18 protein-coding genes and 1 pseudogene are annotated in these 23,587 nt (G+C 42.8%); 14 read left to right on the top strand and 5 right to left on the bottom strand.

Features of this window, described 5'->3' with window-relative positions; all coding sequences use genetic code 11:
* Nucleotides 1-1,130: 1,130 nt before the first annotated feature.
* The 4 genes from AAEY97_RS10965 to AAEY97_RS10980 form a co-directional block, all read right to left on the bottom strand.
* The gene (locus tag AAEY97_RS10965; RefSeq protein WP_101086702.1) at nt 1,131-1,673 is read right to left on the bottom strand and encodes a DUF1415 domain-containing protein; all 543 of its coding nucleotides are present in this window, start codon (nt 1,671-1,673) and stop codon (nt 1,131-1,133) included.
* A gap of 29 nt (nt 1,674-1,702) precedes the next feature.
* A complete protein-coding gene (locus AAEY97_RS10970; protein ID WP_101086703.1) occupies nt 1,703-2,308 on the bottom strand; it encodes a LysE family translocator in 606 nt (201 codons plus the stop codon).
* Nucleotides 2,309-2,612: 304 nt separating this feature from the next.
* The gene (locus AAEY97_RS10975) at nt 2,613-3,431 is read right to left on the bottom strand and encodes a DUF2797 domain-containing protein (RefSeq protein ID WP_350998826.1); all 819 of its coding nucleotides are present in this window, start codon (nt 3,429-3,431) and stop codon (nt 2,613-2,615) included.
* A gap of 94 nt (nt 3,432-3,525) precedes the next feature.
* On the bottom strand, nt 3,526-4,032 hold the full coding sequence (locus AAEY97_RS10980; protein ID WP_011636830.1) for a glycine cleavage system transcriptional repressor: 507 nt from the start codon (nt 4,030-4,032) through the stop codon (nt 3,526-3,528).
* Between the two features lie 204 nt (nt 4,033-4,236).
* Between AAEY97_RS10980 and AAEY97_RS10985 the strand changes: the two genes are divergently transcribed.
* The 7 genes from AAEY97_RS10985 to AAEY97_RS11015 all read left to right on the top strand — a co-directional run bounded on the left by AAEY97_RS10985 (nt 4,237) and on the right by AAEY97_RS11015 (nt 13,542).
* On the top strand, nt 4,237-6,492 hold the full coding sequence (locus AAEY97_RS10985) for an ABC transporter permease subunit (protein ID WP_101086705.1): 2,256 nt from the start codon (nt 4,237-4,239) through the stop codon (nt 6,490-6,492).
* Between the two features lie 58 nt (nt 6,493-6,550).
* Nucleotides 6,551-8,212 carry a phosphate ABC transporter permease PstA gene (gene pstA, locus AAEY97_RS10990; RefSeq protein WP_162023451.1) on the top strand — a complete coding sequence of 554 codons (1,662 nt, stop codon included), beginning with the start codon at nt 6,551-6,553 and terminating at the stop codon, nt 8,210-8,212.
* 26 nt (nt 8,213-8,238) lie between these two features.
* Nucleotides 8,239-9,057 carry a phosphate ABC transporter ATP-binding protein PstB gene (pstB, locus tag AAEY97_RS10995; RefSeq protein WP_101086707.1) on the top strand — a complete coding sequence of 273 codons (819 nt, stop codon included), beginning with the start codon at nt 8,239-8,241 and terminating at the stop codon, nt 9,055-9,057.
* A gap of 48 nt (nt 9,058-9,105) precedes the next feature.
* A complete protein-coding gene (gene phoU / locus AAEY97_RS11000; RefSeq protein WP_041412865.1) occupies nt 9,106-9,810 on the top strand; it encodes a phosphate signaling complex protein PhoU in 705 nt (234 codons plus the stop codon).
* Between the two features lie 139 nt (nt 9,811-9,949).
* On the top strand, nt 9,950-10,531 hold the full coding sequence (locus AAEY97_RS11005) for a DUF502 domain-containing protein (protein WP_101086708.1): 582 nt from the start codon (nt 9,950-9,952) through the stop codon (nt 10,529-10,531).
* Between the two features lie 598 nt (nt 10,532-11,129).
* A complete protein-coding gene (locus AAEY97_RS11010) occupies nt 11,130-13,100 on the top strand; it encodes a choline BCCT transporter BetT (protein WP_192115240.1) in 1,971 nt (656 codons plus the stop codon).
* A gap of 85 nt (nt 13,101-13,185) precedes the next feature.
* On the top strand, nt 13,186-13,542 hold the full coding sequence (locus AAEY97_RS11015) for a YajD family HNH nuclease (RefSeq protein WP_041413485.1): 357 nt from the start codon (nt 13,186-13,188) through the stop codon (nt 13,540-13,542).
* Nucleotides 13,543-13,939: 397 nt separating this feature from the next.
* Here the strand turns inward: AAEY97_RS11015 and AAEY97_RS11020 are convergent, their stop codons facing one another.
* On the bottom strand, nt 13,940-14,167 hold the full coding sequence (locus AAEY97_RS11020) for a DUF1289 domain-containing protein (protein ID WP_101086709.1): 228 nt from the start codon (nt 14,165-14,167) through the stop codon (nt 13,940-13,942).
* Between the two features lie 79 nt (nt 14,168-14,246).
* On the opposite strand from AAEY97_RS11020, the gene AAEY97_RS11025 reads away from it, so the two are divergent.
* The 7 genes and pseudogenes from AAEY97_RS11025 to AAEY97_RS11055 form a co-directional block, all read left to right on the top strand.
* On the top strand, nt 14,247-15,563 hold the full coding sequence (locus AAEY97_RS11025; protein WP_101086710.1) for a methyltransferase: 1,317 nt from the start codon (nt 14,247-14,249) through the stop codon (nt 15,561-15,563).
* Between the two features lie 255 nt (nt 15,564-15,818).
* Nucleotides 15,819-16,868, top strand: coding sequence for a 3-oxoacyl-ACP synthase III (locus AAEY97_RS11030; protein ID WP_101086711.1), 1,050 nt, complete (start codon nt 15,819-15,821; stop codon nt 16,866-16,868).
* 58 nt (nt 16,869-16,926) lie between these two features.
* A complete protein-coding gene (locus AAEY97_RS11035) occupies nt 16,927-17,802 on the top strand; it encodes an alpha/beta fold hydrolase (protein ID WP_350998831.1) in 876 nt (291 codons plus the stop codon).
* Nucleotides 17,803-17,923: 121 nt separating this feature from the next.
* Nucleotides 17,924-19,618: an olefin beta-lactone synthetase gene (oleC, locus tag AAEY97_RS11040; RefSeq protein WP_350998834.1), complete on the top strand. Its 1,695-nt coding sequence runs from the start codon at nt 17,924-17,926 to the stop codon at nt 19,616-19,618.
* A 66-nt stretch (nt 19,619-19,684) separates the two neighbouring features.
* Nucleotides 19,685-20,734 (top strand): 2-alkyl-3-oxoalkanoate reductase, encoded by a 1,050-nt coding sequence (oleD, locus tag AAEY97_RS11045; protein ID WP_350998837.1) that lies wholly within the window; start codon nt 19,685-19,687, stop codon nt 20,732-20,734.
* Between the two features lie 221 nt (nt 20,735-20,955).
* A complete protein-coding gene (gene megL, locus AAEY97_RS11050) occupies nt 20,956-22,140 on the top strand; it encodes a methionine gamma-lyase (protein WP_350998840.1) in 1,185 nt (394 codons plus the stop codon).
* A 289-nt stretch (nt 22,141-22,429) separates the two neighbouring features.
* Nucleotides 22,430-23,517, top strand: a pseudogene (locus tag AAEY97_RS11055) (IS4 family transposase); the annotation flags it as partial.
* Nucleotides 23,518-23,587: the final 70 nt, after the last annotated feature.

A 23,587-nucleotide genomic window follows, 5' to 3' on the forward strand; every position in this document is an offset into this window, starting at 1 on the left:
GCTATAAAAGCTTGAGCAACCAAGTCTGAAGGTTTTTTGCTACACCACGGATCCAACTGTTATCCGCTCTTATAGCCGCGCAGCGTCTAGCAGGACGAAGTCCGCCCTAGTCTCTAGGCTATAAATTGATAACAAGCGGTAAGGGCGATGACAAGCGAAAGAGCCTAGATGCTAGAACGCTTCGCGGCTAGAGGCTATAAAAGCTTGAGCAACCAAGTCTGAAGGTTTTTTGCTACACCACGGATCCAACTATTGTCCGCTCTTATAGCCGCGCAGCGTCTAGCAGGACGAAGTCCGTCCTAGTCTCTAGGCTATAAATTGATAACAAGCGATAACAAGCAGTAAGGGCGATGACAAGCGAGAGAACAGCGAACGAGCCTAGATGCTAGAACGCTTCGCTGCTAGAGGCTATAAAAGCTTGAGCGACTAAGTCTGAAGGTTTTTTGCTACACCACGGAGCCAACTATTGTCCGCTCTTATAGCCGCGCAGCGTCTAGCAGGACGAAGTCCGCCCTAGTCTCTAGGCTATAAATTGATAACAAGCGGTAAGGGCGATGACAATCTAAGCAAAGATAGCAAGCGAACAAGCCTAGATGCTAGAAGGCTTATCATCGCTCGTTATCGTTTTCATCACTTACTCGCTTAATCCGCTCTTATAGCCGCGCAGCGTCTAGCAGGACGAAGTCCGCCCTAGTCTCTAGGCTATAAATTGATAACAAGCGGTAAGGGCGATGACAATCTAAGCAAAGATAGCAAGCGAACAAGCCTAGATGCTAGAAGGCTTATCATCGCTCGTTATCGTTTTCATCACTTACTCGCTTAATCCGCTCTTATAGCCGCGCAGCGTCTAGCAGGACGAAGTCCGCCCTAGTCTCTAGGCTATAAATTGATAACAAGCGGTAAGGGCGATGACAAGCGAAAGAGCCTAGATGCTAGAACGCTTCGCGGCTAGAGGCTATAAAAGCTTGAGCGACTAAGTCTGAAGGTTTTTTGCTACACCACGGATCCAACTGTTATCCGCTCTTATAGCCGCGCAGCGTCTAGCAGGACGAAGTCCGCCCTAGTCTCTAGGCTGTTAATCGCTTGTCATCGCTAGTCAGCGCTCTTTATCGCCTGTGACCTTTCTCAACTCATTTAGTGCAATGTTGCAGTAATTGGACAAAGAAATCGCTGCCTTTACGTTCCGCAAAAGCTATATTTCGCTCAGGAATGGATTCAGGATCAGTATAGTTGGCTAATGCCATTTCCATGCTGGCTTCACGGATAATATGCAAACAAGGGTAGGGGGAGCGATTGGTAAAATTAGCCGCACTGTCTTGTGGTTCACCTTCAAAACAATAGTCCGGATGAAAGGTCGCTAATTGATAAACACCTTCATAGCCTTGCTCAATTAACTCATCGGTAGCGTAATCGACTAAATCTAAATAAGGGTAAAAACCTTCAAAACCTCGCGGCAAAATAAACAGCGTGGTTTCAGTTTCAGGATGATTATCTAAGTATTGGCACTCTTCAATTAGCGCCTTTAACACAGACTTTGTTTTAGTTTCTTCAATGGCAACATAACGAATGCTAGCGCGTTCGACTTCTCGACGGGCAAACGGACAAATGTTGTATTTCATAATGACATCTTTTACCCAATTTTCAGTATGAGTAAGACATTCATGTTGTTCCATTAGTTAACCTTTTAACGCTAAAAAATTGATTAGTGGGTTGCTGGCGGTAACATCATTGGAATGATCGATGCCACTAATAATAAAGCCATTGTGATATTAAAAATACGTTGCTGACGCTCATTTTTAAGTAAACGTTTAAGTGCCACGCCAAACCCTAACCAAACAATCGCACACGGAAATGCCACGCATAAAAATACGCTGGCAATGGTCACGACTTGGCTATTGATCTCTTGTTGTACTGAGGTAAATGTAGCAATGGCACCTACCGCCATAATCCATCCCTTTGGATTTACCCATTGAAATGCTGCCGCTTGTAAAAAGCTAAACGGTTTGCTTACTTTTTTACCTTCCATTTTACTGCTGCTATTGGCAATTAACCATGACAGATAAAGTAGGTAACTAATACCAATCACTTTAATCACAATATGAATAAAAGGATAAGCTTGAAATATTGCACTTAACCCAAGCCCGACCGCTAATATCATGGTCGGAAAACCCAAGCTAATACCCATTAAGTGCGGAATACTGCGCTTAATACCAAAATTAACCCCAGAGGTCATTAGCATAATGTTGTTAGGGCCAGGAGTAATACCGGCAGAAAAAGCAAATAAAGCAATGGCGAATACTAACTCCATGAAAGGGTCTCTGTAGTGAATTAATAAGATATTTTTATAAATCGAATTCTAGGGGAAATGAGTGATTCACCATAATGATTTTTTTAACGCTTGGTTAAATTTGTCATTTCAAGACTAAAAAAACACTCGTTTTACTGTTAACGGTTTGATATTTATCAAATAAATTATTAGTTACTAAGTGTAATTCTGGTTGGTCATTTTTACTTAACAAGTTCAAATTTTACTTTTGAACTCGTTATTTCGGCATGTAGACGGTTTTTAGCGATTAAGTTACAAGTCATTAGCAAGTTAATCGCTAGATAGTTTAATAACTAACGTCTACTTCATAAGATGAAAACTTACGAATATTAATTACCCCAGTATCAAAAATAAGGTATTGACCTTTTATGCCTTGCAAAATACCAGTGACTTCAGCAATTTTATCAAAGTTGTGTGATTTAACTTTCACCGGAAACTGCGTAATTGGGTAGCTAATCGCTTGAATGTTGGCATCAAGGCGTTCAATAACAATGTCTTGGTATTCGGCTGCGAGCGCTTGCAGTTTATCTTCAATTAGCGGAATAAGTTGGGCTGCTTGTTCAACCAAATCGACATCATCATTATGACCTTTTAGCATAGCTTGCCAATGGGTTTTGTCGTTAATGAATTTAGCTAATTCAATTTCGATTAAGCCCGACATTTTACGCGTCGACACTTTAAAAATCGGTAAGCCCTGAGTCGCCCCTTGGTCTATCCAACGGGTTGGGATTTGAGTATGGCGAGTAATGCCGACTTTAATCCCTGATGTATTCGATAAATACACGTAGTGGGGCACAAAGCAATTTGATATGCCCCATTCAGGTTCGCGGCAAGTGCCTTGATCAAAATGGCATGTTTCTGGTTTCATTATACACAAGTCGCAACTGGCCAGTTTTGTCATGCATACGTAGCAGTGACCTTGAGAATAACTTTTCTTGGTCTTTTTACCGCAGTTGCTGCAAAAAATATTACCTGTATGAGTCATGGTTAATGACTTACCAATAAGCGGGTTAAGCGCCAAACGCGCTTCACCAACAGGTAAATGATATTCCACCTCATGGTTATCATTGAGGTGGGTTTTCAGTTTTGATAGCGTTCCAAACATGGTTAATCCATTTTTATCATCATTATTTCGTGGCAGTTTAACAGAGGATCAAAACGGATTTTAGACTTAATTGGTTTTCAATGTCTAAATTAACTTATGCTGATTTACTGAGTTTATCTAATACAACATCATCACCCATTTCATACAGTGATGCTGTAATTTGCTCTTCTTGGCTCGGATCGGTTAATCCTAATGCCATAGTGGCTCTAAATAATGCAATGCCCGTGTGACTGGCGGTTTCATATTGGCTACTAAATTGTTCTATATTTACGCCTAGGGCATTCATTTTATTAGATATATGCAACACAATCCCTGGGCGATCATATGCGACTAAGTTATAGTGCAAATGTTTAATAGGTTTAGCACTTAAGGTTGTTTTAGCGAAGGTTAAAGTTAAGCCGTCAATGCATTCCAAGGCGTCAATTAACTCATCCCATTTTAGCGCAGGCACTTCTAATTGTAATATTGCTGCAAAAATACCGTCTATATGGCGCATTTCAGAGTCTAGCCAGTTACCACCATGGCGACTAACTACATTAGCAATTTGTTCTACTAAACCTTTCCTATCAGGTGCTTGAAGAGTAATAAGATAACGCATCATTCGATATTTCTCCTATAAATAATGTCTGTAACACAAATGTCATATTTACGTCATATAATCGCAGCCACTTAAGCACTTAAGATTGTGTTATTGTTTTACTGCTGTTTACTTTCATATATTTAGTCATAAATATTTATTGTTAGCATAGTAGACTACACATTCAAAGCGCTAATTATGGCATCGATTAATTATTAGAGGTTCTTAATGGAAAGTCAGGTCAATAAACCTGGTTCTGCGGAAAAAAGTCTACTCGTTGATAGACATGCAACCCGCAGAGCATTTAAGGATAAAGCAGCAGAGATTGGGGTAACCGTTGGCGGCACATTAGTGTTTGTCACCCTGTTATTAATATTTTTCTATTTGCTGTATGTCATCAAGCCCATTTTTGATGGGGCACATATAGAACCTGTTACGAGTGTGAGTTATCAACATGCTGATGTTAAAACCTTAACTGTTGGTAGCGATGAACAAAACGAAGTGCTCTATCGCGTGACCGAATCGGGTGTAGTTGACTTTTATTCAGCCGCGAGCGGTGAATTGATTTCATCTTTTAAGCCAAAAATTCCTGAAGGCACAACGGTCACCAGCAGTGCTAAATCGAGCCCAAGTGAGCAACGTTTTGCATTAGGGCTGAGCAACGGCCAAGTGATTGTTGTCGGCATTGAGTTTGGACTAACCTACCCAGACAATAAACGCTTGATTACGCCGACTTTACGTTATCCGATGGGAGAAACGCCATTAACGATTAATAGTGAGGGCGCTGTTTATAATCTGGTGTTTGATTTTAGCGACAGCCGCATGAGCTTTGCTTACCAAAATGCCAATGGTGCTTGGAAGCTTAATCGCCAAGAAGGCGAAGAAAACATGATGACTGAAGAAGTTGAGTGGTCATCTGTTGAAGTGTTTATTGATGATGCACCTAATCATGTTATATCAGCGATAATGACTCCAGATCATCGTCAGCTTATTTTGAGTACCAATAATAAACTATTTATTTATAACACTCGCGATGCCGACTCTATTGAGTTACTACAAGTTGTCGATGTTAAAAAAGTGAATGCTGAAGTTAAGCAAGTAAATTTACTTGCCGGAGCAAGCTCTATATTGGTGAGTTATGACAGCGGTATTGTGAGTCAGTACTTCCAAGTTAATAGCGAAAAAGGTCGTTTATATCAGCAGATTCGTGAGTTTGATGACCTTGCTCCTGTCAGTGTAATGGCGACAGAGTTTTATCGTAAAAGCTTTGCAGTGTTGAGTGCAGATGGCGAATTAACCCTGCTTTATACAACCAGTGAACGTCAGTTATTCGACGAGAAATTTCAGTTAACTAACCCAGGTAAAATGGGCTTTAGCCCGCGTTCAAACGCCTTGGTGATTGAAGCCGATAACAAACTTAACCTTTTCTCTGTTGAAAATGATCATCCAGAAATATCGTGGAGCGCTCTGTGGGAAAAAGTATGGTACGAAGGTTACCCCGAACCACAATATGTGTGGCAGTCCACTTCTGGTTCTGACGACTTTGAAGCCAAGTTGAGCTTAATGCCACTGGCATTTGGTACCATGAAAGCGGCATTTTACGCCATGCTATTCGCTGCGCCATTGGCGATTGCGGGGGCGATTTATACCGCTTACTTCATGACACCTAAAGTGCGTAATGTAGTAAAGCCTACCATTGAAATCATGGAAGCATTACCGACGGTTATTTTAGGTTTCTTGGCTGGTTTATGGTTAGCGCCACTGATTGAAGATCATTTGCCCGGCATTGTGGTGTTGTTGATGTTATTGCCCACATCAATACTTGCCACTGCATTTGCTTGGAGTAAATTGCCAGAAAAATGGAAGCAGCGCTTACCTGAAACCTATCAAGAGCTAATGCTATTGCCAGTGATTCTATTTATTGGTTGGTTCTCCTTTGAAATCAGCCCAATAATTGAAGTGGCGTTATTTGACGGCAATACTCGTCAATTTATTACCAATGATTTAGGCATCACATTCGACCAACGTAATGCGCTGGTTGTGGGTATTGCCATGGGATTTGCGGTCATTCCAACCATATTCTCGATTGCTGAAGATGCGATTTTCTCTGTACCACGTCATTTATCAAACGGCAGTTTGGCACTGGGTGCAACAAACTGGCAAACCCTGACCAAGGTGGTATTGCTTACCGCCAGTCCGGGTATTTTCTCGGCTATCATGATGGGCTTAGGCCGTGCAGTGGGTGAAACCATGATTGTGTTAATGGCTACCGGTAATACTGCAATCCTTGAGTGGAGTGTATTTGAAGGTATGCGTACCTTAGCGGCAAACATTGCCGTAGAAATGCCTGAGTCGGCCATTGGCAGTACGCATTATCGCGTATTGTTCTTAGCTGCCTTTGTATTGTTCGTGTTCACCTTCTTCTTTAATACCATTGCTGAAGTTGTTCGCCAACGTTTACGCGAACGTTATAGCTCACTGTAAGGAAAGATGATGACTCAATTAATGATTAATTCGCCAATCGCCTTGAGAGGTTTGTGCAATGGGTAAGTGGTTTAAATCAGGTTCACCGTGGATTTGGATGACCGGTGGTGCCGTTAGTATCAGTTTGATTGCCGTTTTAGGCTTATTACTGTTAATCGCTTGGCGTGGCTTGAGTTACTTTTGGCCTGCTGATGTTTATGAATGGCAACTCGAAGACAACAATGGTGTTAAAAGTACCTTAATTGGTGAGATTTACGACCGTGAAGAGGTGCCTACAGAGCGCTTAATTTCAGCTGGTCATAAATTTGCCAAACACCCTGGTGAGTTTGTTACTCGTTACTTGGTAAAAACCGGTAACCGTGAGTTTGTTGGTTTAGATTTTCGTTGGATTTTAGGAACCGATATCGTTAGCCGCTCTATGCCTGCTGATGTCGCTAAACTTGAACGAACTAAAAACGGTAATTTTTACGGTTATCCTGTTGCGGTAATCGAAGACGGTAAACGTTTAGAGCTAACTAATGAAGCAGACATAGAAGCGTCTTTGTTTGACCATATCGACCGCGCAGTGGCAATTTCTGACGAAGCCTTGGCGTTGCAAAAAAGCGATATTGGCTCGATAAATTATCAAATGGAACGTCTACGTTTGAAAGAGCGTGGTTATGAGCTTGATGGTGAATTAACGGCTGAGCGTAAAGCGGATATCAAGGCGCAAATCGAACAGCTTAACCAAGACTACTTAGTGCTTGAAAAAGACTTGTTTGCCCTGCGTGATAAAGCGGCGCGTGATTCTGTGGTGATTAAAGACATGCGCGGTGTTGAAGTCACCTTGCAACTGGACTCAATTTTAGACGTAAGTTATGTCAATCACATGAGTTTGCTAGGTAAAGTGGGTCACTGGTTTGTGGGAATAGGTCGCTTTGTGAGTGATGACCCGCGTGAAGCCAATACTGAAGGTGGTGTTTTCCCCGCTATTTTTGGCACGGTATTTATGGTGATGCTCATGGCCGTTATCGTGACGCCATTTGGAGTTGTCGCTGCTATTTACTTGCACGAATACGCCAAGAAAGGCCCTATTACTAAGCTTATCCGTATTGCGGTGATTAACTTAGCCGGTGTACCGTCAATTGTTTATGGTGTGTTTGGTTTAGGTTTCTTTGTGTACATGATGGGCGGCTCAATTGACCAATTGTTCTTCCCAGAAGCGTTACCAGCACCGACATTTGGCTCTCCTGGGGTGATTTGGTCTGCATTAACTTTAGCCATTTTAACCTTGCCGGTGGTGATTGTATCAACCGAAGAGGGTTTAAGCCGAATTCCGAGTGCTGTGCGTCAAGGCAGCTTGGCATTAGGCGCGACTAAAGCCGAGACCTTATGGCGCATTGTTATTCCAATGGCAAGCCCAGCAATTATGACTGGTTTGATTTTAGCCGTGGCACGTGCTGCCGGCGAAGTGGCTCCGTTGATGTTAGTGGGTGTAGTAAAATTAGCCCCAACATTACCGATTGATATGAACTTCCCGTTTGTGCATTTAGAACGTAAGTTCATGCACTTAGGTTTCCATATTTACGATGTAGGCTTCCAAAGCCCTAACGTAGAAGCCGCACGCCCATTGGTGTACGCAACTTCGTTCTTATTAGTATCTGTAATTGTTGCTCTTAATTTAACCGCTATCAGCGTGCGCAACCATTTACGTGAAAAATTCCGTTCGCTAGAACATTAATTAGCGATATCCTGAGGAAAGATAAAATGATTTCTATTGATAGTTCAGCAATGCAAACAGAAGCCGTTGATTTAGCTAATTTACCGGCACAGGATACCGCACTTGAAATCCGTAATCTTGATTTACGTTACGGTGACAAACAAGCGCTATTTGATGTGTCGATGAAGATCCCTAAAAAACAAGTTACGGCATTTATCGGCCCAAGTGGTTGCGGTAAATCAACGCTGTTACGTTGTATTAACCGCATGAATGATTTGGTTGATAGTTGTAAAATTGAAGGTGAAATCTTACTTCATGGGCAGAACATTTATGACAAGAAAGTCGATGTAGCGGCACTACGTCGTAACGTCGGTATGGTGTTTCAGCGTCCTAACCCGTTCCCTAAGTCAATTTACGAAAACGTGGTGTATGGTTTACGTTTGCAAGGGTTAAGTAATCGTCGTGATTTAGACGAAGCGGCAGAGCGTTCATTGCGTGGCGCAGCGATTTGGGACGAAGTGAAAGACCGTCTACACGACAATGCATTTGGCTTATCCGGTGGTCAGCAACAACGTTTGGTGATTGCCCGTGCCATTGCCATTGAGCCAGAAGTATTATTACTCGATGAGCCAACGTCAGCACTTGACCCAATCTCAACCTTAACTATTGAAGAATTGATTACTGAGTTAAAGCAAAAATATACCGTGGTGATTGTGACGCATAACATGCAACAAGCGGCACGAGTGTCAGATCAAACGGCCTTTATGTACATGGGTGAATTGGTTGAGTACGCTAATACCAACACCATTTTCACGACCCCTAAAAAGCGTAAAACAGAAGATTATATTACTGGTCGTTACGGTTAATCTTGCTTAAAACGCTTTTAATTAACATACAGAATTTAGGTGGGTATCATGGAAAAAATGAATTTAAGTAAACACATATCAGGTCAGTTTAATGCCGAGCTTGATGATATTCGTAATCGCGTATTAGCCATGGGCGGGCTTGTTGAGCGCCAGCTTGAGCAAGCATTGGATGCGCTAGCAACACTTGACTCAGAATTAGCGCAACAAGTGATTGAAGGCGACCACAAAGTCAATGGTATGGAAGTGGCTATTGATGAAGAGTGCACCCGTATTATTGCTAAGCGTCAACCTGCTGCCAGTGATTTACGCTTAATTTTGGCTATTTCTAAAACCATTACCGATCTTGAACGCATTGGTGATGCTTGTGTTCGTATCGCCAAAGCCGCGGTAGAAAAGCGCGCTAACAGTCAACAGCCTTTATTGGTGAGTATTGAAAACATGGGGCGTCATGCTACACGTATGTTGCACTCAACGTTAGATGCATTAGCACGTATGGATGCTGATCAAGCATTTGAGTTACACAAAGAAGATGCGAAATTAGACAAAGAGTATGAAGGTATTATTCGTCAATTAATGACTCATATGATGGAAGATCCTCGTTCAATCCCTGGTGTGTTAGACGTATTATGGGCTGCGCGTGCAGTTGAGCGTGTCGGCGACCGTTGTAAAAATATCTGTGAATACGTTATTTACTATGTGAAAGGTAAAGACGTTCGCCATATTTCTTACGAAGAAATGGAAAAAGAGCTGTAATAGGTCTTAGCGACTTTAGAAACGCCCTATGTTGCACTGTTTATCTAACAAACAGCCCCGCATAGGGCGTTTTTGTTTAGCGGTTTTGATGGATATTTGTTATCTTTGGCGCCTAAATCTGATGTAGAAGAAATCGTTCATGAAAAATACCCTTACTCGTGGTTTAACCAATTTATTACCTATGGTGTTGTCTATTTGGCTATTTTGGTCATTGTTTATCTCACTCGATGGCTTAGGTAAATTATTGCTTGATATTGTGGGGGTAAAATCGGCTTTTGTTGGCGCAGGATTTTGTTTGGTGGCGAGTTTAGTGTTTGTAGCGGGATTATTATTTTCCGTTAGTCCAATTGCTTGGGTGTACGGTTGGGTTGAAAACCAACTGATGAAGTTTCCTTTGTTTAAATCCGTCTATGGCAGTATTCGTGATATCGCCAGTTTAATGAACCGCGACGGCCAACCTAAAACTCAAAAAACGGTATTAGTCAAACAAGCCAATGGTAGTTTTGTCGTGGGCTTTATTATGAGTGACTCAGCACCACAACCCCTTGCCGATGCATTGCCAGAAGGTGATTGGGTGCCAGTATTATTCCAACTCAGTTACCAAATAGCTGGGGTGACCAGTCTGGTTAAACGCGACGACCTTATTTTTGTCGATTGGTCATTTGAAGATGCAATGCGCTTTAATTTAACCGCTGGAATATCGAACAGTAAAGCAGCTTAAATAGTCTGAAAGACGGTTCGAGCGATAACACTGATAAAAGCGGTATCAAGCGATAGCGGCGCTAATAAAGCGATAACAAACCTAGAGACTAGAGCGGACTGCGTCCTGCTAGTTCGCTTCGCTGCTATAAGAGCCCGTTGACGGTAACCATCGGTATCAAGCGATAGCGGCGATAACAAGCGGTAACGGCGCTAACAAGCGATAACAAACCTAGAGACTAGAGCGGACAGGGTCCTGCTAGTTCGCTTCGCTGCTATAAGAGCCTGTTGACGGTAACCATCGGTATCACGCGATAACGGCGAGCGATGCGCTTATCATCGTTTGTTACTTTGCTTGTATAGCATCTAGCAATGCTAAGTTCTAACCTGTAGTTAGTCAGGCAGAGATTGGTTTTAGGCTTTAGTTTATCTTTGTTGCATTGTCAGCATAGTTTTAGTATAAGTGCACAAAATGGTAACTATCATCTAGTTAACCAACAATATGTGTGAATAACGTCCGTTATTCTTTATAAAGCAAGCCATTTTTATTAGATAGAATTTCTTGCACTTATTTCGGTATTTTTGATTTTCGAGTGTTTTTCACTCGAAAAGGAGAGTTTGTGGCTATAAAGTCGAGTATCAATCCACCTGTTTTTTTCTCGTCGGTGGTGATCATATTTTTAATGGTGTTGCTCTGTGCTGTTTGGCCGGAAGGTGCCAGTCAATTTTTTAAAAGTGTCCAATCTTGGGTTGAAGTAAAAGTCGGTTGGCTTTATATCCTCAGTGTTGCGATATTTTTAATCTTTATTATTTTTGTCATGGTTAGTCGCTTCGGTGACATAAAGCTTGGCCCAGATCATTCCGTACCTGACTACAGCTATAAAAGCTGGATAGCGATGCTATTTTCTGCTGGTATGGGAATTGGTTTGATGTTCTTTGGTGTAGCAGAGCCGGTGATGCATTATTTAGCCCCACCAGATGCGACGCCAGAAACCATCCAAGCAGCAAAAGATGCGCTTAAAATTACCTTTTTCCATTGGGGTATTCATGCTTGGGCTATTTATGCTGTAGTCGCCTTAAGTTTAGCGTATTTTTCCTACCGTCATAAGTTACCCTTGTTACCTCGTTCTGCGCTTTATCCGCTGATTGGTGAGCGCATATACGGCCCAATAGGTCATGCGGTCGATACTTTTGCGGTTATCGGTACCATGTTTGGTGTGGCAACGTCATTAGGCTTTGGTGTTTTACAGGTTAACTCTGGCCTGAGCTATCTAATGAGCGATATTCCAAACAATACCACAGTGCAAGTTTGCTTAATTATTGTTATCACCTTAATTGCAACTGTATCGGTATTTTCTGGCCTTGATAAAGGGGTTAAACGCTTAAGTGAGTTAAATCTTGGTTTAGCATGTTTGTTATTACTTGCAGTGTTATTACTTGGTCCGACCGTAATGTTATTGCAAGCTTTTGTACAAAACACAGGTAGTTACTTAAGTGATATTGTTGGTAAAACGTTTAACTTATACGCCTATCAGCAAAAAGACGACTGGATCGGTGGTTGGACTCTGCTTTATTGGGGCTGGTGGATTTCATGGTCACCTTTCGTCGGTACTTTCATTGCCCGCGTAAGTCGTGGTCGTACAATTCGCGAATTCTTAATTGGTGTGTTGTTTGTACCTAGTGCGTTAACATTCTTATGGATGACGGTATTTGGTAACACAGCAATTGATGCCATCATGAATCATGGTGCAACTTATTTGGCTGAAGCGGTATCAAGTGACGTATCAGTGGCATTGTTTATGTTTTTTGAGCATATGCCAATGTCAAATTTGTTGTCTGTTATCGCCTTATGTTTAGTGGTAACTTTCTTTGTTACGTCATCGGATTCGGGTTCATTAGTGATTGATAACCTCACATCTGGTGGCGATGCTTTCGCGCCTGTTTGGCAACGTATTTTTTGGGCTCTGTTACAAGGTGTTGTTGCTTCTGTATTGTTAGTTGCTGGCGGATTACAAGCCTTACAAACCGCGGCAATTGCCAGTGCATTACCATTTTTAATTGTAATGTTGTTTATGTGTGTTGGTTTGTACCGAGCATTGCAAGATGATTGGCTTAAAATCAACAGTGTGCAGTCGCATAATACGAGTGTGCAATATGTTAAAGCTAACATGAGCTGGCAAGATCGCCTTGACGTATTGGTGTCACAACCAAGCCATCAAGATGCACAGGTGTTTCTCGACACCATTGCTCGTCCTGCACTTAATGAAGTCAAAGACACCTTCATCGCAAAAAATATTAAAGCTGAGATGATACTGAGTGATGAGCGTATACGTTTGGTGATTGGTTCAGATGAAGCTCTGGCGTTTGCGTATGGTTTACGGATTCGAGCACACAACATGATGGGTGCTGAATTAACTGTCGAAAATGCTGAACAAGCTTTCTATCGTGTTGAAGTGTATCTTGAGCACGGCGGTCAGCAATATGATGTGATGGGTTATACCCAATCACAGATAATTGCAGATATCGTGACTCAATATGAGCGTTATTTACATTACCTTTATTTATCGAATTCTTCGCCTGTAGCAGAATAATCTTAAAATAAGATCTAGCAAACAATTGCCCCAAGCGATAACAGTGATTATCCTTGGGGTAATTTTTTTTACGAGTGATAAATTAATGTCAGCCAACGAAAGTAAATTAGATAAAGTATTAGCTGAAGCCAGAGACTACAAAGCCTCTCGTGAAAAAGGATATCGTGAGCAAGCGCTTAAGCTCTATCCTTGGGTATGTGGGCGTTGCACTAGAGAATTTACTCATAAAAATTTATCTGAATTAACTGTGCATCACCGTGATCATAATCATGACAATAACCCGTCAGATGGCACGAATTGGGAGTTGTTGTGCCTGTACTGTCACGACAATGAACACTCACGCTTTGAAGAGCTTATTCGTTACGGTAGCACTAAAGAAGCCAAACAAGATGCTGCCACTTTCAATCCGTTCGCAGACTTAAAAGCGATGATGAAGAAGTAGAGCTGAGACGGTAGAAGCGGTTAAGAGCGATGACAAGCGATAAACAACCTAGATGCTAGGACGCTTCGCGGCGAGATGCTATACAGGCAATGTCAAAAGTTGGTAAGAACGATAAAAATCGATAACAGGCGATGACAGGCGATAACAAGCGGGAAACAGCCTCGGAGCTAGGTCGCTTCGCGGCGAGATGCTATAAAATCAAATTCAAAAGATACAAGCTTAGGGCTAGGTCCCATCATGGAAATACTTCTGAGCAGGGATCTGCTTGATGTTTTACCGTTGTTATAGAAGCGAAGCGCACTAGCTGGACGCAGTCCGCCCTAGCATCTAGGCTTGTTACCGCTTGTAATCGCTTGTAATCGCTTGTAATCGCTCGTTATCACATTTTATCTCAACGTTACCGCTTGATTCGCTTTTCAGCTTCTAACCATTTTGCCCGTGACAACGTTTGGTTGTTGTTGTCGCCTAAATACAGCTGTTTTCTGCCTTCTAAACTATCAAAAATTTGTTTCTTACGTTCTTCACTGGCTTGTGACCACGTTACAATTTCATCAATGTGACGAAAACAGCCCATACAATAATCGTCAGCATTTAAGCCACAACGGGCGACACAAGGTGAGTGCATAGTTTATAATTCCAGTTCGGTGATTTAATGACTCGCATCCTATCATTTCAATCGGCTAAGGTTAACTACAAGTCTCAATATGTCCGTAATCAAATATCAACAGACCTTTAATGCCATAGACTCACTTCTTGAGGCTCTAAAACCCTTATGGCAGCTGGTCGCGTTTGAGTGTGACCACTTACCTTGGCAGCACGATTTCCCACAATTAGCCCAAAAGGTGTGGCAACTTGATGATGTAGAAATTGATACTATTGATATGGATCAGCAACAGCTTGTAGAGTCGTTGTTGCCAAGTCTGATTCGCGATATCAAGCAAAGCAAACTGCCGCAGGTTGATCAGTTAATTAGCCAATTAAGCTTGTTAGTCATCACTTTGCCTACAAGTACGATTAACAGTGACGATGCTCAAGCTGTTTCTGACACTGAAACACTCGTGAATGATCACCTAAATAGCGATTCAGCGCATTTTAGTGCCCATATTAAAGGTCGAAAGTGGCAACAGATTACCGCGTTCTCGGAGCAAGTTGATCCACAATCTCAACCCCAACTACCTCGGTTACCTATTTTAGAGTGGTGTGCTGGTAAAGGGCATTTGGGCCGCTTGGTGGCTAAGCAGCAAAATGTTGAGGTAACAAGTATTGAGTGGCAAGCGAGTTTATGCTCACAAGGCCAGGTTTTTGCAAAACAATGGCAATTACCGCAAACTTTTATTTGTGCCGATGCTTTTGCGCCAATCGACCCAGGTAAACCGCTTTTGTTAATTGATCAACATGCAATCGCATTGCACGCCTGTGGTGATTTACACATTCGTTTACTCCAACTCGCAGTATCGGCAGGCACTCGGGTGATGTCTATTTCACCCTGCTGTTATCATTTGATTGAACATACACATTATCAACCGCTATCGGCCTTAGCCAAAGTCAGTGCGGTCAAACTGTCAAAGCATGACTTACAGCTGCCATTGCAACAAAGCGTTATTGCAGGCACCAAAAAACAAACATTACGCAATCAAGAGATATCATGGCGCTTAGGTTTTGACAGTTTGCAACGAGAAATTCGCGGCATCGATGCTTATTTATCGGTGCCGACCATTAAAAAAAGCCAGCTTAGTGGCAGTTTTAGCGACTTTTGCCAATGGGCTGCAAATCAAAAGCATTTAGTTATATCCAGTGAGATTAATTTGAGCCATTATTTGCACCGCGGAATTGAGCGACAACGGCTTACTAAGCGAATAGATTTAGTGGCCCATCTATTTCGCCGAGCTTTGGAGCATTGGCTGTTGCTCGATCGAGTGTGTTTTTTACAAGAGCAGGGATATCAAGTGGCTTTGACTGAATTTTGTGCAAACAGTGTTACACCACGAAATGCGATGATCCAAGCAATTAAAACAAACTAATAGCAGTCTTTGTCACAAAACTGTAAATTAAACCTTTGTTTATACTAGTCTATTTGCCCTAAAACTGTGAAAATCAACAAACTAGTTAATCAAATAATAAAATCTAACCACAATATATTATCCAAATTACCGCATTAGCTTGCTGTTTTTGATTGAATAATTAAGCCATTCTTGTTCAAATGGCGGGTTAATAACGAATAACAACTATTCTAGTGGCTTTTGTGCTTGCTAGAGCGAAGCGAATTATACGGTTTAATGAAATATTCACGCGTCTTTATCAATAGTCTGGCTTATGAGCTAGCACCCCAAGTAGTGTCGAGTAGCGATTTAGAATCTCGCTTGGCCCCGCTTTATCAAAAGTTTCGTATTCCTATGGGGCAACTTGCCGCATTAACCGGAATTACCGAGCGTCGTTGGTGGCCTAAAGGTCATCGTTTATCAGACGGCGCTATTGCTGCTGCACGTAAAGCCGTGAATGAAACCGGTATTAATGTCAGCGACTTAGGTGCTGTGGTTTACACGGGTGTGTGCCGTGACCAACACGAACCAGCAACCGCTTGCCGTATTGCTGCCGAACTTGGCGTGTCTAAAGACACAGCCATTTACGACATCAGCAATGCTTGTTTAGGGGTGTTGTCGGGTATTTTAGATATTGCCAATCGTATTGAACTTGGGCAAATCAAAGCCGGCATGGTTGTGTCGTGCGAATCTGCACGAGATATCGTTGATGCCACCATCGATCACATGCTAGCCGAACCGACAATGCAGAATTTTGCTCAGTCATTGGCTACGTTAACCGGTGGTTCAGGTGCGGTAGCAGTCATTTTAACCGATGGCACTTTGCCACTCACCACCACGCGTCAGCATCAGTTATTAGGCGCCAGTCATTTGTCTGCACCAGAGCACCACCAATTGTGTCAGTGGGGCCTACAAGAAGCAGGGCACTTATTGTATCGCGAGTTTATGCGTACCGATGCAGTTACCTTGCTCAAAGAAGGCGTAGAGCTTGCTAAGCACACTTGGGAGCATTTCCTAGAGCAGCGTGATTGGGTTGTTGAGCAAGTTGATAAAGTGATTTGTCACCAAGTGGGCGCATCAAACCGCCGACAAGTGCTAAATGCATTAAACATCCCCCACGAAAAAGAATATCCCACCTATCAAACCTTAGGCAACATGGGTACGGTTTCATTACCTGTTACTGCTGCAATTGCCCACGATGAAGGTTTTTTACGTGTTGGCGACCAAGTCAGCTTTTTAGGGATAGGCAGTGGTTTGAACTGCATGATGTTAGGAATTAAGTGGTAAGCCTTGGGCTGCACTGAATTTTTGCATATCATTATAAAAATAGTTAACAGGATGCATCATGCTAGACAACTTACTGCCATTTAAAAGTCATTATTTAGACCGTAACGGCAATAAACTACATTACATAAACGAAGGCCAAGGCGAGCCAGTCGTTATGGTGCACGGTAATCCTAGTTGGAGTTACTATTACCGTAATTTAGTGAGCGCGTTGAGCGATCAGCATCAGTGTATTGTGCCAGACCATATTGGTTGCGGCTTATCAGACAAACCCGATGATCCACAATACGATTACACCCTAAAAAACCGTATTGATGATTTAGAAGCCTTGCTAGACAGCCTTGATGTAAAACAAAACATCACCCTCGTGGTACACGACTGGGGCGGTATGATTGGAATGGGCTTTGCGGCTCGTCATCCTGAGCGCATCAAACGCATTGTGTGTTTAAACACGGCCGCGTTTCATCTTCCTAAAACTAAGCCTTTTCCCTGGGCATTATGGATTTGCCGCGAAACCTTACTCGGCACCTTGTTAGTCCGTGGGTTAAATGCATTTTCATCAGCAGCCTCGTATGTGGGGGTTAAACGTAAACCCATGTCTAAAGAAGTGCGTGAAGCTTATGTAGCGCCATTTGATTCTTGGAAAAACCGTATTTCGACACTACGCTTTGTTCAAGACATTCCACTTAAACCTGGCGACAGAAACTACGACTTAGTGACTAGCATTGGCGATAGCTTAAGCGAGTTTGCTGACGTACCAACCTTGATTTGTTTTGGTTTACAAGATTTTGTGTTTGATAAGTTTTTTTTAGAAGAATGGCGACAGCGAATGCCTCACGCCACGGTGCACGAGTTTGCTGACTGCGGTCATTACATTCTTGAAGATGCCAGCGACGAAGTGATTGGCTTAATTAAAGACTTTATCGCAAAAAATTAATTACACCCTAAAAGGCTCATTTGAGCCTTTTAGCTATTTAATCGTCTAAAATTATCTATATGTTGGCGTACTTGTTAACCAGCATATATGCGTTATTCACATTAGCCCAAAATGAAGCCACATGACCAAAACCTCTACACTTGCTAATGCCAATATCTGTCAGCACCTTAAAACGGCTGCGCAAGCTATGCCTACCGGACTTGCTGTTGCAGTGCAACACGCTAAGCAGGGCCAGTTCAATTATCAAGAAATCGACTTTGTGACCTTACATCAACAATCAGACATGATTGCCAAAGGGCTTATTCAATACGGTATCAAGCGTGGCATGAAAGCCGTGTTAATGGTCACCCCAAGCATTGAGTTTTTCTCGTTAACATTTGCCTTGTTCAAAGCAGGTATTATCCCCATTTTAGTTGACCCAGGTATGGGCATCAAAAACCTTAAACAGTGTTTTGCAGAGTCGCAACCAGATGCTTTTATCGGTATCCCGAAAGCGCATATCGCCAGACGTGTACTGGGTTGGGGCAAAAGCAGTGTTAAACAGGTAATTAATGTCGGTGGTTCAGGCATTGAACGTTGGTTAACAAATGCCACAAGTTTAGAAACTATTACCGAAATAGGCCGAAATGAGGCTTATCCTTTTGAAATGGCCCTGCTAAAGCCAGATGATATGGCCGCTATTTTGTTTACCAGTGGTAGCACCGGTACTCCCAAAGGCGTGGTGTACAGTCATGCCATGTTTGAAGCGCAAATAAGCGCACTTAAACACGATTACGGCATCGCTCCTGGTGAGCGAGACTTAGCCACTTTCCCGCTGTTTTCATTATTTGGCCCAGCGCTTGGCATGGCATCGATTGTGCCAGACATGGATGCCAGTAAACCTATTACCGCAAACCCAGCCAATTTGTTTGCTGCAATCGAGCAATATCAATGTAGCAATATGTTTGTTAACCCAGCTTTGCTAGAGCGATTAGGTCAAGCTGGCGAGCAAACTCAGCATAAACTGACTAGCGTTAAGCGAGTGATATCAGCAGGCGCACCGGCAACGATTAGTTCTATTAAACGTTTTAGCCAAATGCTCAACCCACAGGTTGAAGTGCTTAACTCTTATGGTGCCACTGAATCGTTACCTATTAGCATGATTGGTAGTCATGCGTTGTTTGCGACCAGTGAACTGACCGATCAAGGTAAAGGCATATGTGTCGGCAAACCGATATCGTCGGTGAGCGTTGATATTATTGCGATTACAGATAAGCCTCAACCTCATTGGGTCGATGTTAAAAAACTTGTCGCTAACGAAATTGGTGAAATTGTAGTGAGCGGCCCTATGGTCAGTCAAGCCTATTATCAGCGTCAACATGCCACTGAGTTAGCAAAAATACACGACGGTGAACACGTTAAGCACCGCATGGGAGATGTGGGTTATCTCGATGATAATGGCTTATTGTGGATGTGTGGTCGTAAAGGCCATATTGTTGATGCCACGCGCGGTAAGCAAAAATTAAAGCGCTTTTATACACTGCCCTGTGAGCGAGTGTTTAATACTCACACTCAAGTCAAACGTTCTGCCATTGTTGGCGTTAATGTGGGTGGGGACGTTGTGCCAGTTATGTGTATCGAATTGCAAAAAGATATTGTTTGCTCAACGGCTAAAGCCCTTTATCAAGAGTTAATAGAATTAGCCGAGCAGTATCCACATACGCAAGGTATTGGTCGTTTTTTAATTCATCCCGACTTCCCTGTAGATGTACGCCATAATGCTAAAATCTTCAGAGAAAAGCTCGCTGTTTGGGCACAAAAGCAGTGGAAAGAATAAGGCCGTACTCAAGTAATTATTAAGTAAGAATAAGACCAGTCCTAAAGTTAGAGCAAGGTAATAATAATGAAGCTGACAGACTTACATCCCCTAGAGCAAGCCGCACTTAAACAATTAGCGCTATCGGTCAACAAAGTGTTTGTTACCGGTGCAGGCGGCTTTTTAGGGTTTGCTATTTGCCAGCGCTTATTGGCTGCAGGTATTGAGGTAGTGGGTTTTGCCAGAGGATATTATCCTAAGCTTGTTGAGCTTGGTGTTGATATGCGTCAAGGTGATATCAGCGACTTTGACACGGTAAAACAGGCAATGCAAGGCTGTGACGTAGTGTTTCATGTAGCATCAAAGGCAGGCGTGTGGGGCAGTAAGCAAAGTTATTATTCGCCTAATGTTGATGGTGCGGCTAATATTGTTAATGCTTGTAAAGCGCTTAATATTCAACGTTTAGTGTATACCAGCACCCCAAGCGTGACCTTTGCAGGGCGTGACGAAAACGGCATTAACGAATCAGCTCCTTACGCTGACACATACCTCAATTACTATGGCGAATCTAAAGCCATTGCCGAACAAAATGTGCTTGCAGCTAATTCTGCTCAACTTCGAACCACCGCCTTACGGCCACATTTAATTTGGGGGCCAAACGATCCTCACCTGGTACCTCGAGTGATTGAACGTGCTAAAGCAGGGCGATTAAAGCTAGTGGGAAATGAAGATAAACTGGTCGATACCATTTATGTTGATAACGCCGCCTACGCCCATATTTTGGCTGCAGTAGACTTAATAGCAGACGCTAAATGCGCCGGTAAAGCGTATTTTTTAAGTAATGATCAACCTATTACCATGGCAGACATGCTTAATCGCATTTTAGCGTGTGTCGACTTACCGCCCGTGACCAAACGTGTACCAACGCGTGTCGCTTACACCGCAGGTGTTGTACTTGAATTTGTTTATGGTTTGTTTAATAAACAGCAAGAGCCCATTATGACTCGCTTTGTAGCAAGGCAACTGTCGACCAGCCATTACTTTGACATTGGCGCAGCAAAACAAGACTTAGGCTACCAGCCGCTGGTGAGTATCGATCAAGGAATGCTTAAACTGAAGCAATCTTTGTCGAACTAATTGCCTTGCTGTCACACATCTTCCGTATATTCACCGCACTAACATATGTGATTTAAACGATGTAAACAGCTGTTTGTAAAATTGTTTTTACATCACTTCGTGGGTTATTTTTCAACAATCACTTGGTTATATTTTATTCCACTGTATCTTAAATTCCGACCACCACAACAATAACCCCAAAGAGGGTAACAACTCATAACAAGGTGGCGCAGGGAGAAGCAATGCAAGATAACAATCAGGGTAAATGGAACTTAGCCACATTAGCCATTCATGGCGGACATCAACGCGAAGCCTTTGGCTCACTTACCACACCTTTGTATCAAACTGCCACCTTTGTATTTGATACAGCCGAGCAGGGCGGAGCACGTTTTGCCGGAGAAGAACCGGGTTATATTTATACTCGTCTCGGTAACCCAACCACCGCAGAGCTTGAGCGTAAAATGGCGCTGCTAGAAGGTGCTGAAGATGCCGCAGCAACTGCATCTGGTATGGCGGCAGTATCCAGTGCATTATTAACTCATCTGCATGCAGGCGATCACTTAATCGCATCTAAAGCGGTTTATGGTTGCACCTTCGCACTCATGACCACTCAGTTAACCCGCTTAGGCATTACGAGTACATTAGTCGACTTCACCGACATGAACGCAGTAGAGGCGGCCATCAAGCCAAACACCAAAGTGCTGTTCTGCGAAACACCAGTAAACCCACATTTACAAGTATTCGATCTTACCGCCATGGCCAACGTCGCCAAAGCCCATAACCTAGTGTCTATCGTCGATAACACCTTTATGACACCGCTATTGCAACAACCGCTAGCGTTAGGCATTGACATGGTGATCCACAGTGCCACCAAATACTTAAACGGTCATGGCGATGTCATCGCAGGTATTGTGTGCGGCAATGCAGAGCACATGCACAGATTGAAATACGAAATCCTAAAAGACTTCGGTGGCGTGATTTCACCTCACGATGCATGGTTAATTTTACGCGGTTTAAAAACCCTAGACGTACGGTTAACTCGTCACTGCGACAATGCAGAAGTGTTAGCTGAATTTTTAGATAAACACCCTAAATTCAGCCAGGTCTTTTACCCAGGCTTAGAACACCACCAAGGTCATCGTTTCATCGGCAACCAAATGAAGCGCGCTGGCGGTGTCATCGCATTCGAATTGGCGGGTGATAAGCAAGACGCAATCAACTTTGTTAATCGTTTAAAGTTATTCACTATCGCCGTAAGCTTAGGTGACGCAGAATCGCTGATCCAACACCCTGCATCAATGACCCATTCCCCTTACACCCCAGAAGCCCGACTAGCTGCAGGCATTACCGACAACCTACTACGTATCTCAGTCGGATTAGAGAATGTAGAAGATCTTATCGCGGATATAGAACAAGCGTTAAAATGAATACGGTAGCTAATGCAAAATCTGTTAATAGCGATTTTAAACGTAAATACTTTAATAACGGTCAATGTAATCGTAACACGGCTATGAACCTTACAAAAAAGACTGATAATACTTACCGATAGGTTATCCTCACAACGCTTAAGTTATGTTGCGAGTATTATAGGTATAAAAAAGAGCGCATTAAGCGTAATGCCGATCAGTTAAGCGGTAAAACGAAAAATTTAACTGATCGGTTGACCGATCTTTCTAGTCTGCGAAAATCCGATAATCTTTATTATCGGATTTTTTTATTGAACTTTCAGAAGCCCTTGCTCGCACCTCAATTAATCGCCTAACTGAGTTTTCATCTCTGGCCTGATGTTCTAGAACCCGATATTATTCAATCTTGCTTTGAGTCTAATGGCGTGGCGACATTAAGACGACGTAAATTACCCATGGACGCGATGGTTTGGGCTGTTATAGGCATGTCTTTATTTCGCTCAGAATCCGTCCGTCAATTGATTAATAAGCTTGTATTGCGTTACCGCAAGAGGTTGATTATGTCGCTCGAAGTGCCGTAACACAGGAAAGAAAAAAGCTAGGCAGTGATGTTGTTCGAGATATCTTCCATCGTTCTGCTGCCTCGTGGCATCAGCGGGCTGAGCACCCACATTGGTGTGGCTTGAATCTTTTTGGCGTCGATGGCGTAGTATGGCGCACGCCAGAAACCAAAGATAACAGTGCTACGTTTGCGCGTACAGCAAACAAAGCGTGAGAGTCAGGTTACCCACAAGTCTGCATGGTTTGCATGATGGAGAACAGTAGTCATTTGCTCGTAGATAGTGTCTTTGACAGTGTTGCTGAAAATGAAATGAACTTAGTCGTTAAGCTTATCGCTCGCGTGCATGATAATAGCTTAACCTTGTTTGATAGAGGTTTTTACTCGTTAGGTTTATTACACGTTTGGCAGTCAAAAGGAGACAATACTCACTGGTTGCTGCCGTTAAAAAAAGGCACTCAGTATGAGAAAGTTCGTAGCTTAGGTAAGCATTATAAACGGGTAAGGCTGAGTACCACACCTTAATCGAGGAAAAAACGGCCTGAACTCCCAATGACGATAGAAGCGAGATTAACCACTCGTCAAGTGAAGGGTAAGTAAGTCAGTATTCAGAGTTCAATGCTTGACCCAATGGCGTATCCGAGCGCTGAAATCGTGTATTTATATGCCCATCGATGGGGAATTGAGTGGGCTATCGAAAGATGAAACAGTATTTATTAGAAAGCCGATTTACGCTACGAAGCAACTGGCCGGAGTTAATCACACAAGAGCTGTGGGGAGTATTATTGGCCTATAATTTAATTCGATACAAAATGATATTAATGGCCAAATCCCCCCCTGTGTCAGGATTGTTGTCACCCCTTAAAATCATCCAATAATTAAATAGAGGGGGCGGTCAATGAGAGCTCA

Source organism: Shewanella sp. TB7-MNA-CIBAN-0143 (assembly GCF_040310065.1).
In the GTDB taxonomy this organism is placed as follows: Bacteria; Pseudomonadota; Gammaproteobacteria; order Enterobacterales; family Shewanellaceae; genus Shewanella.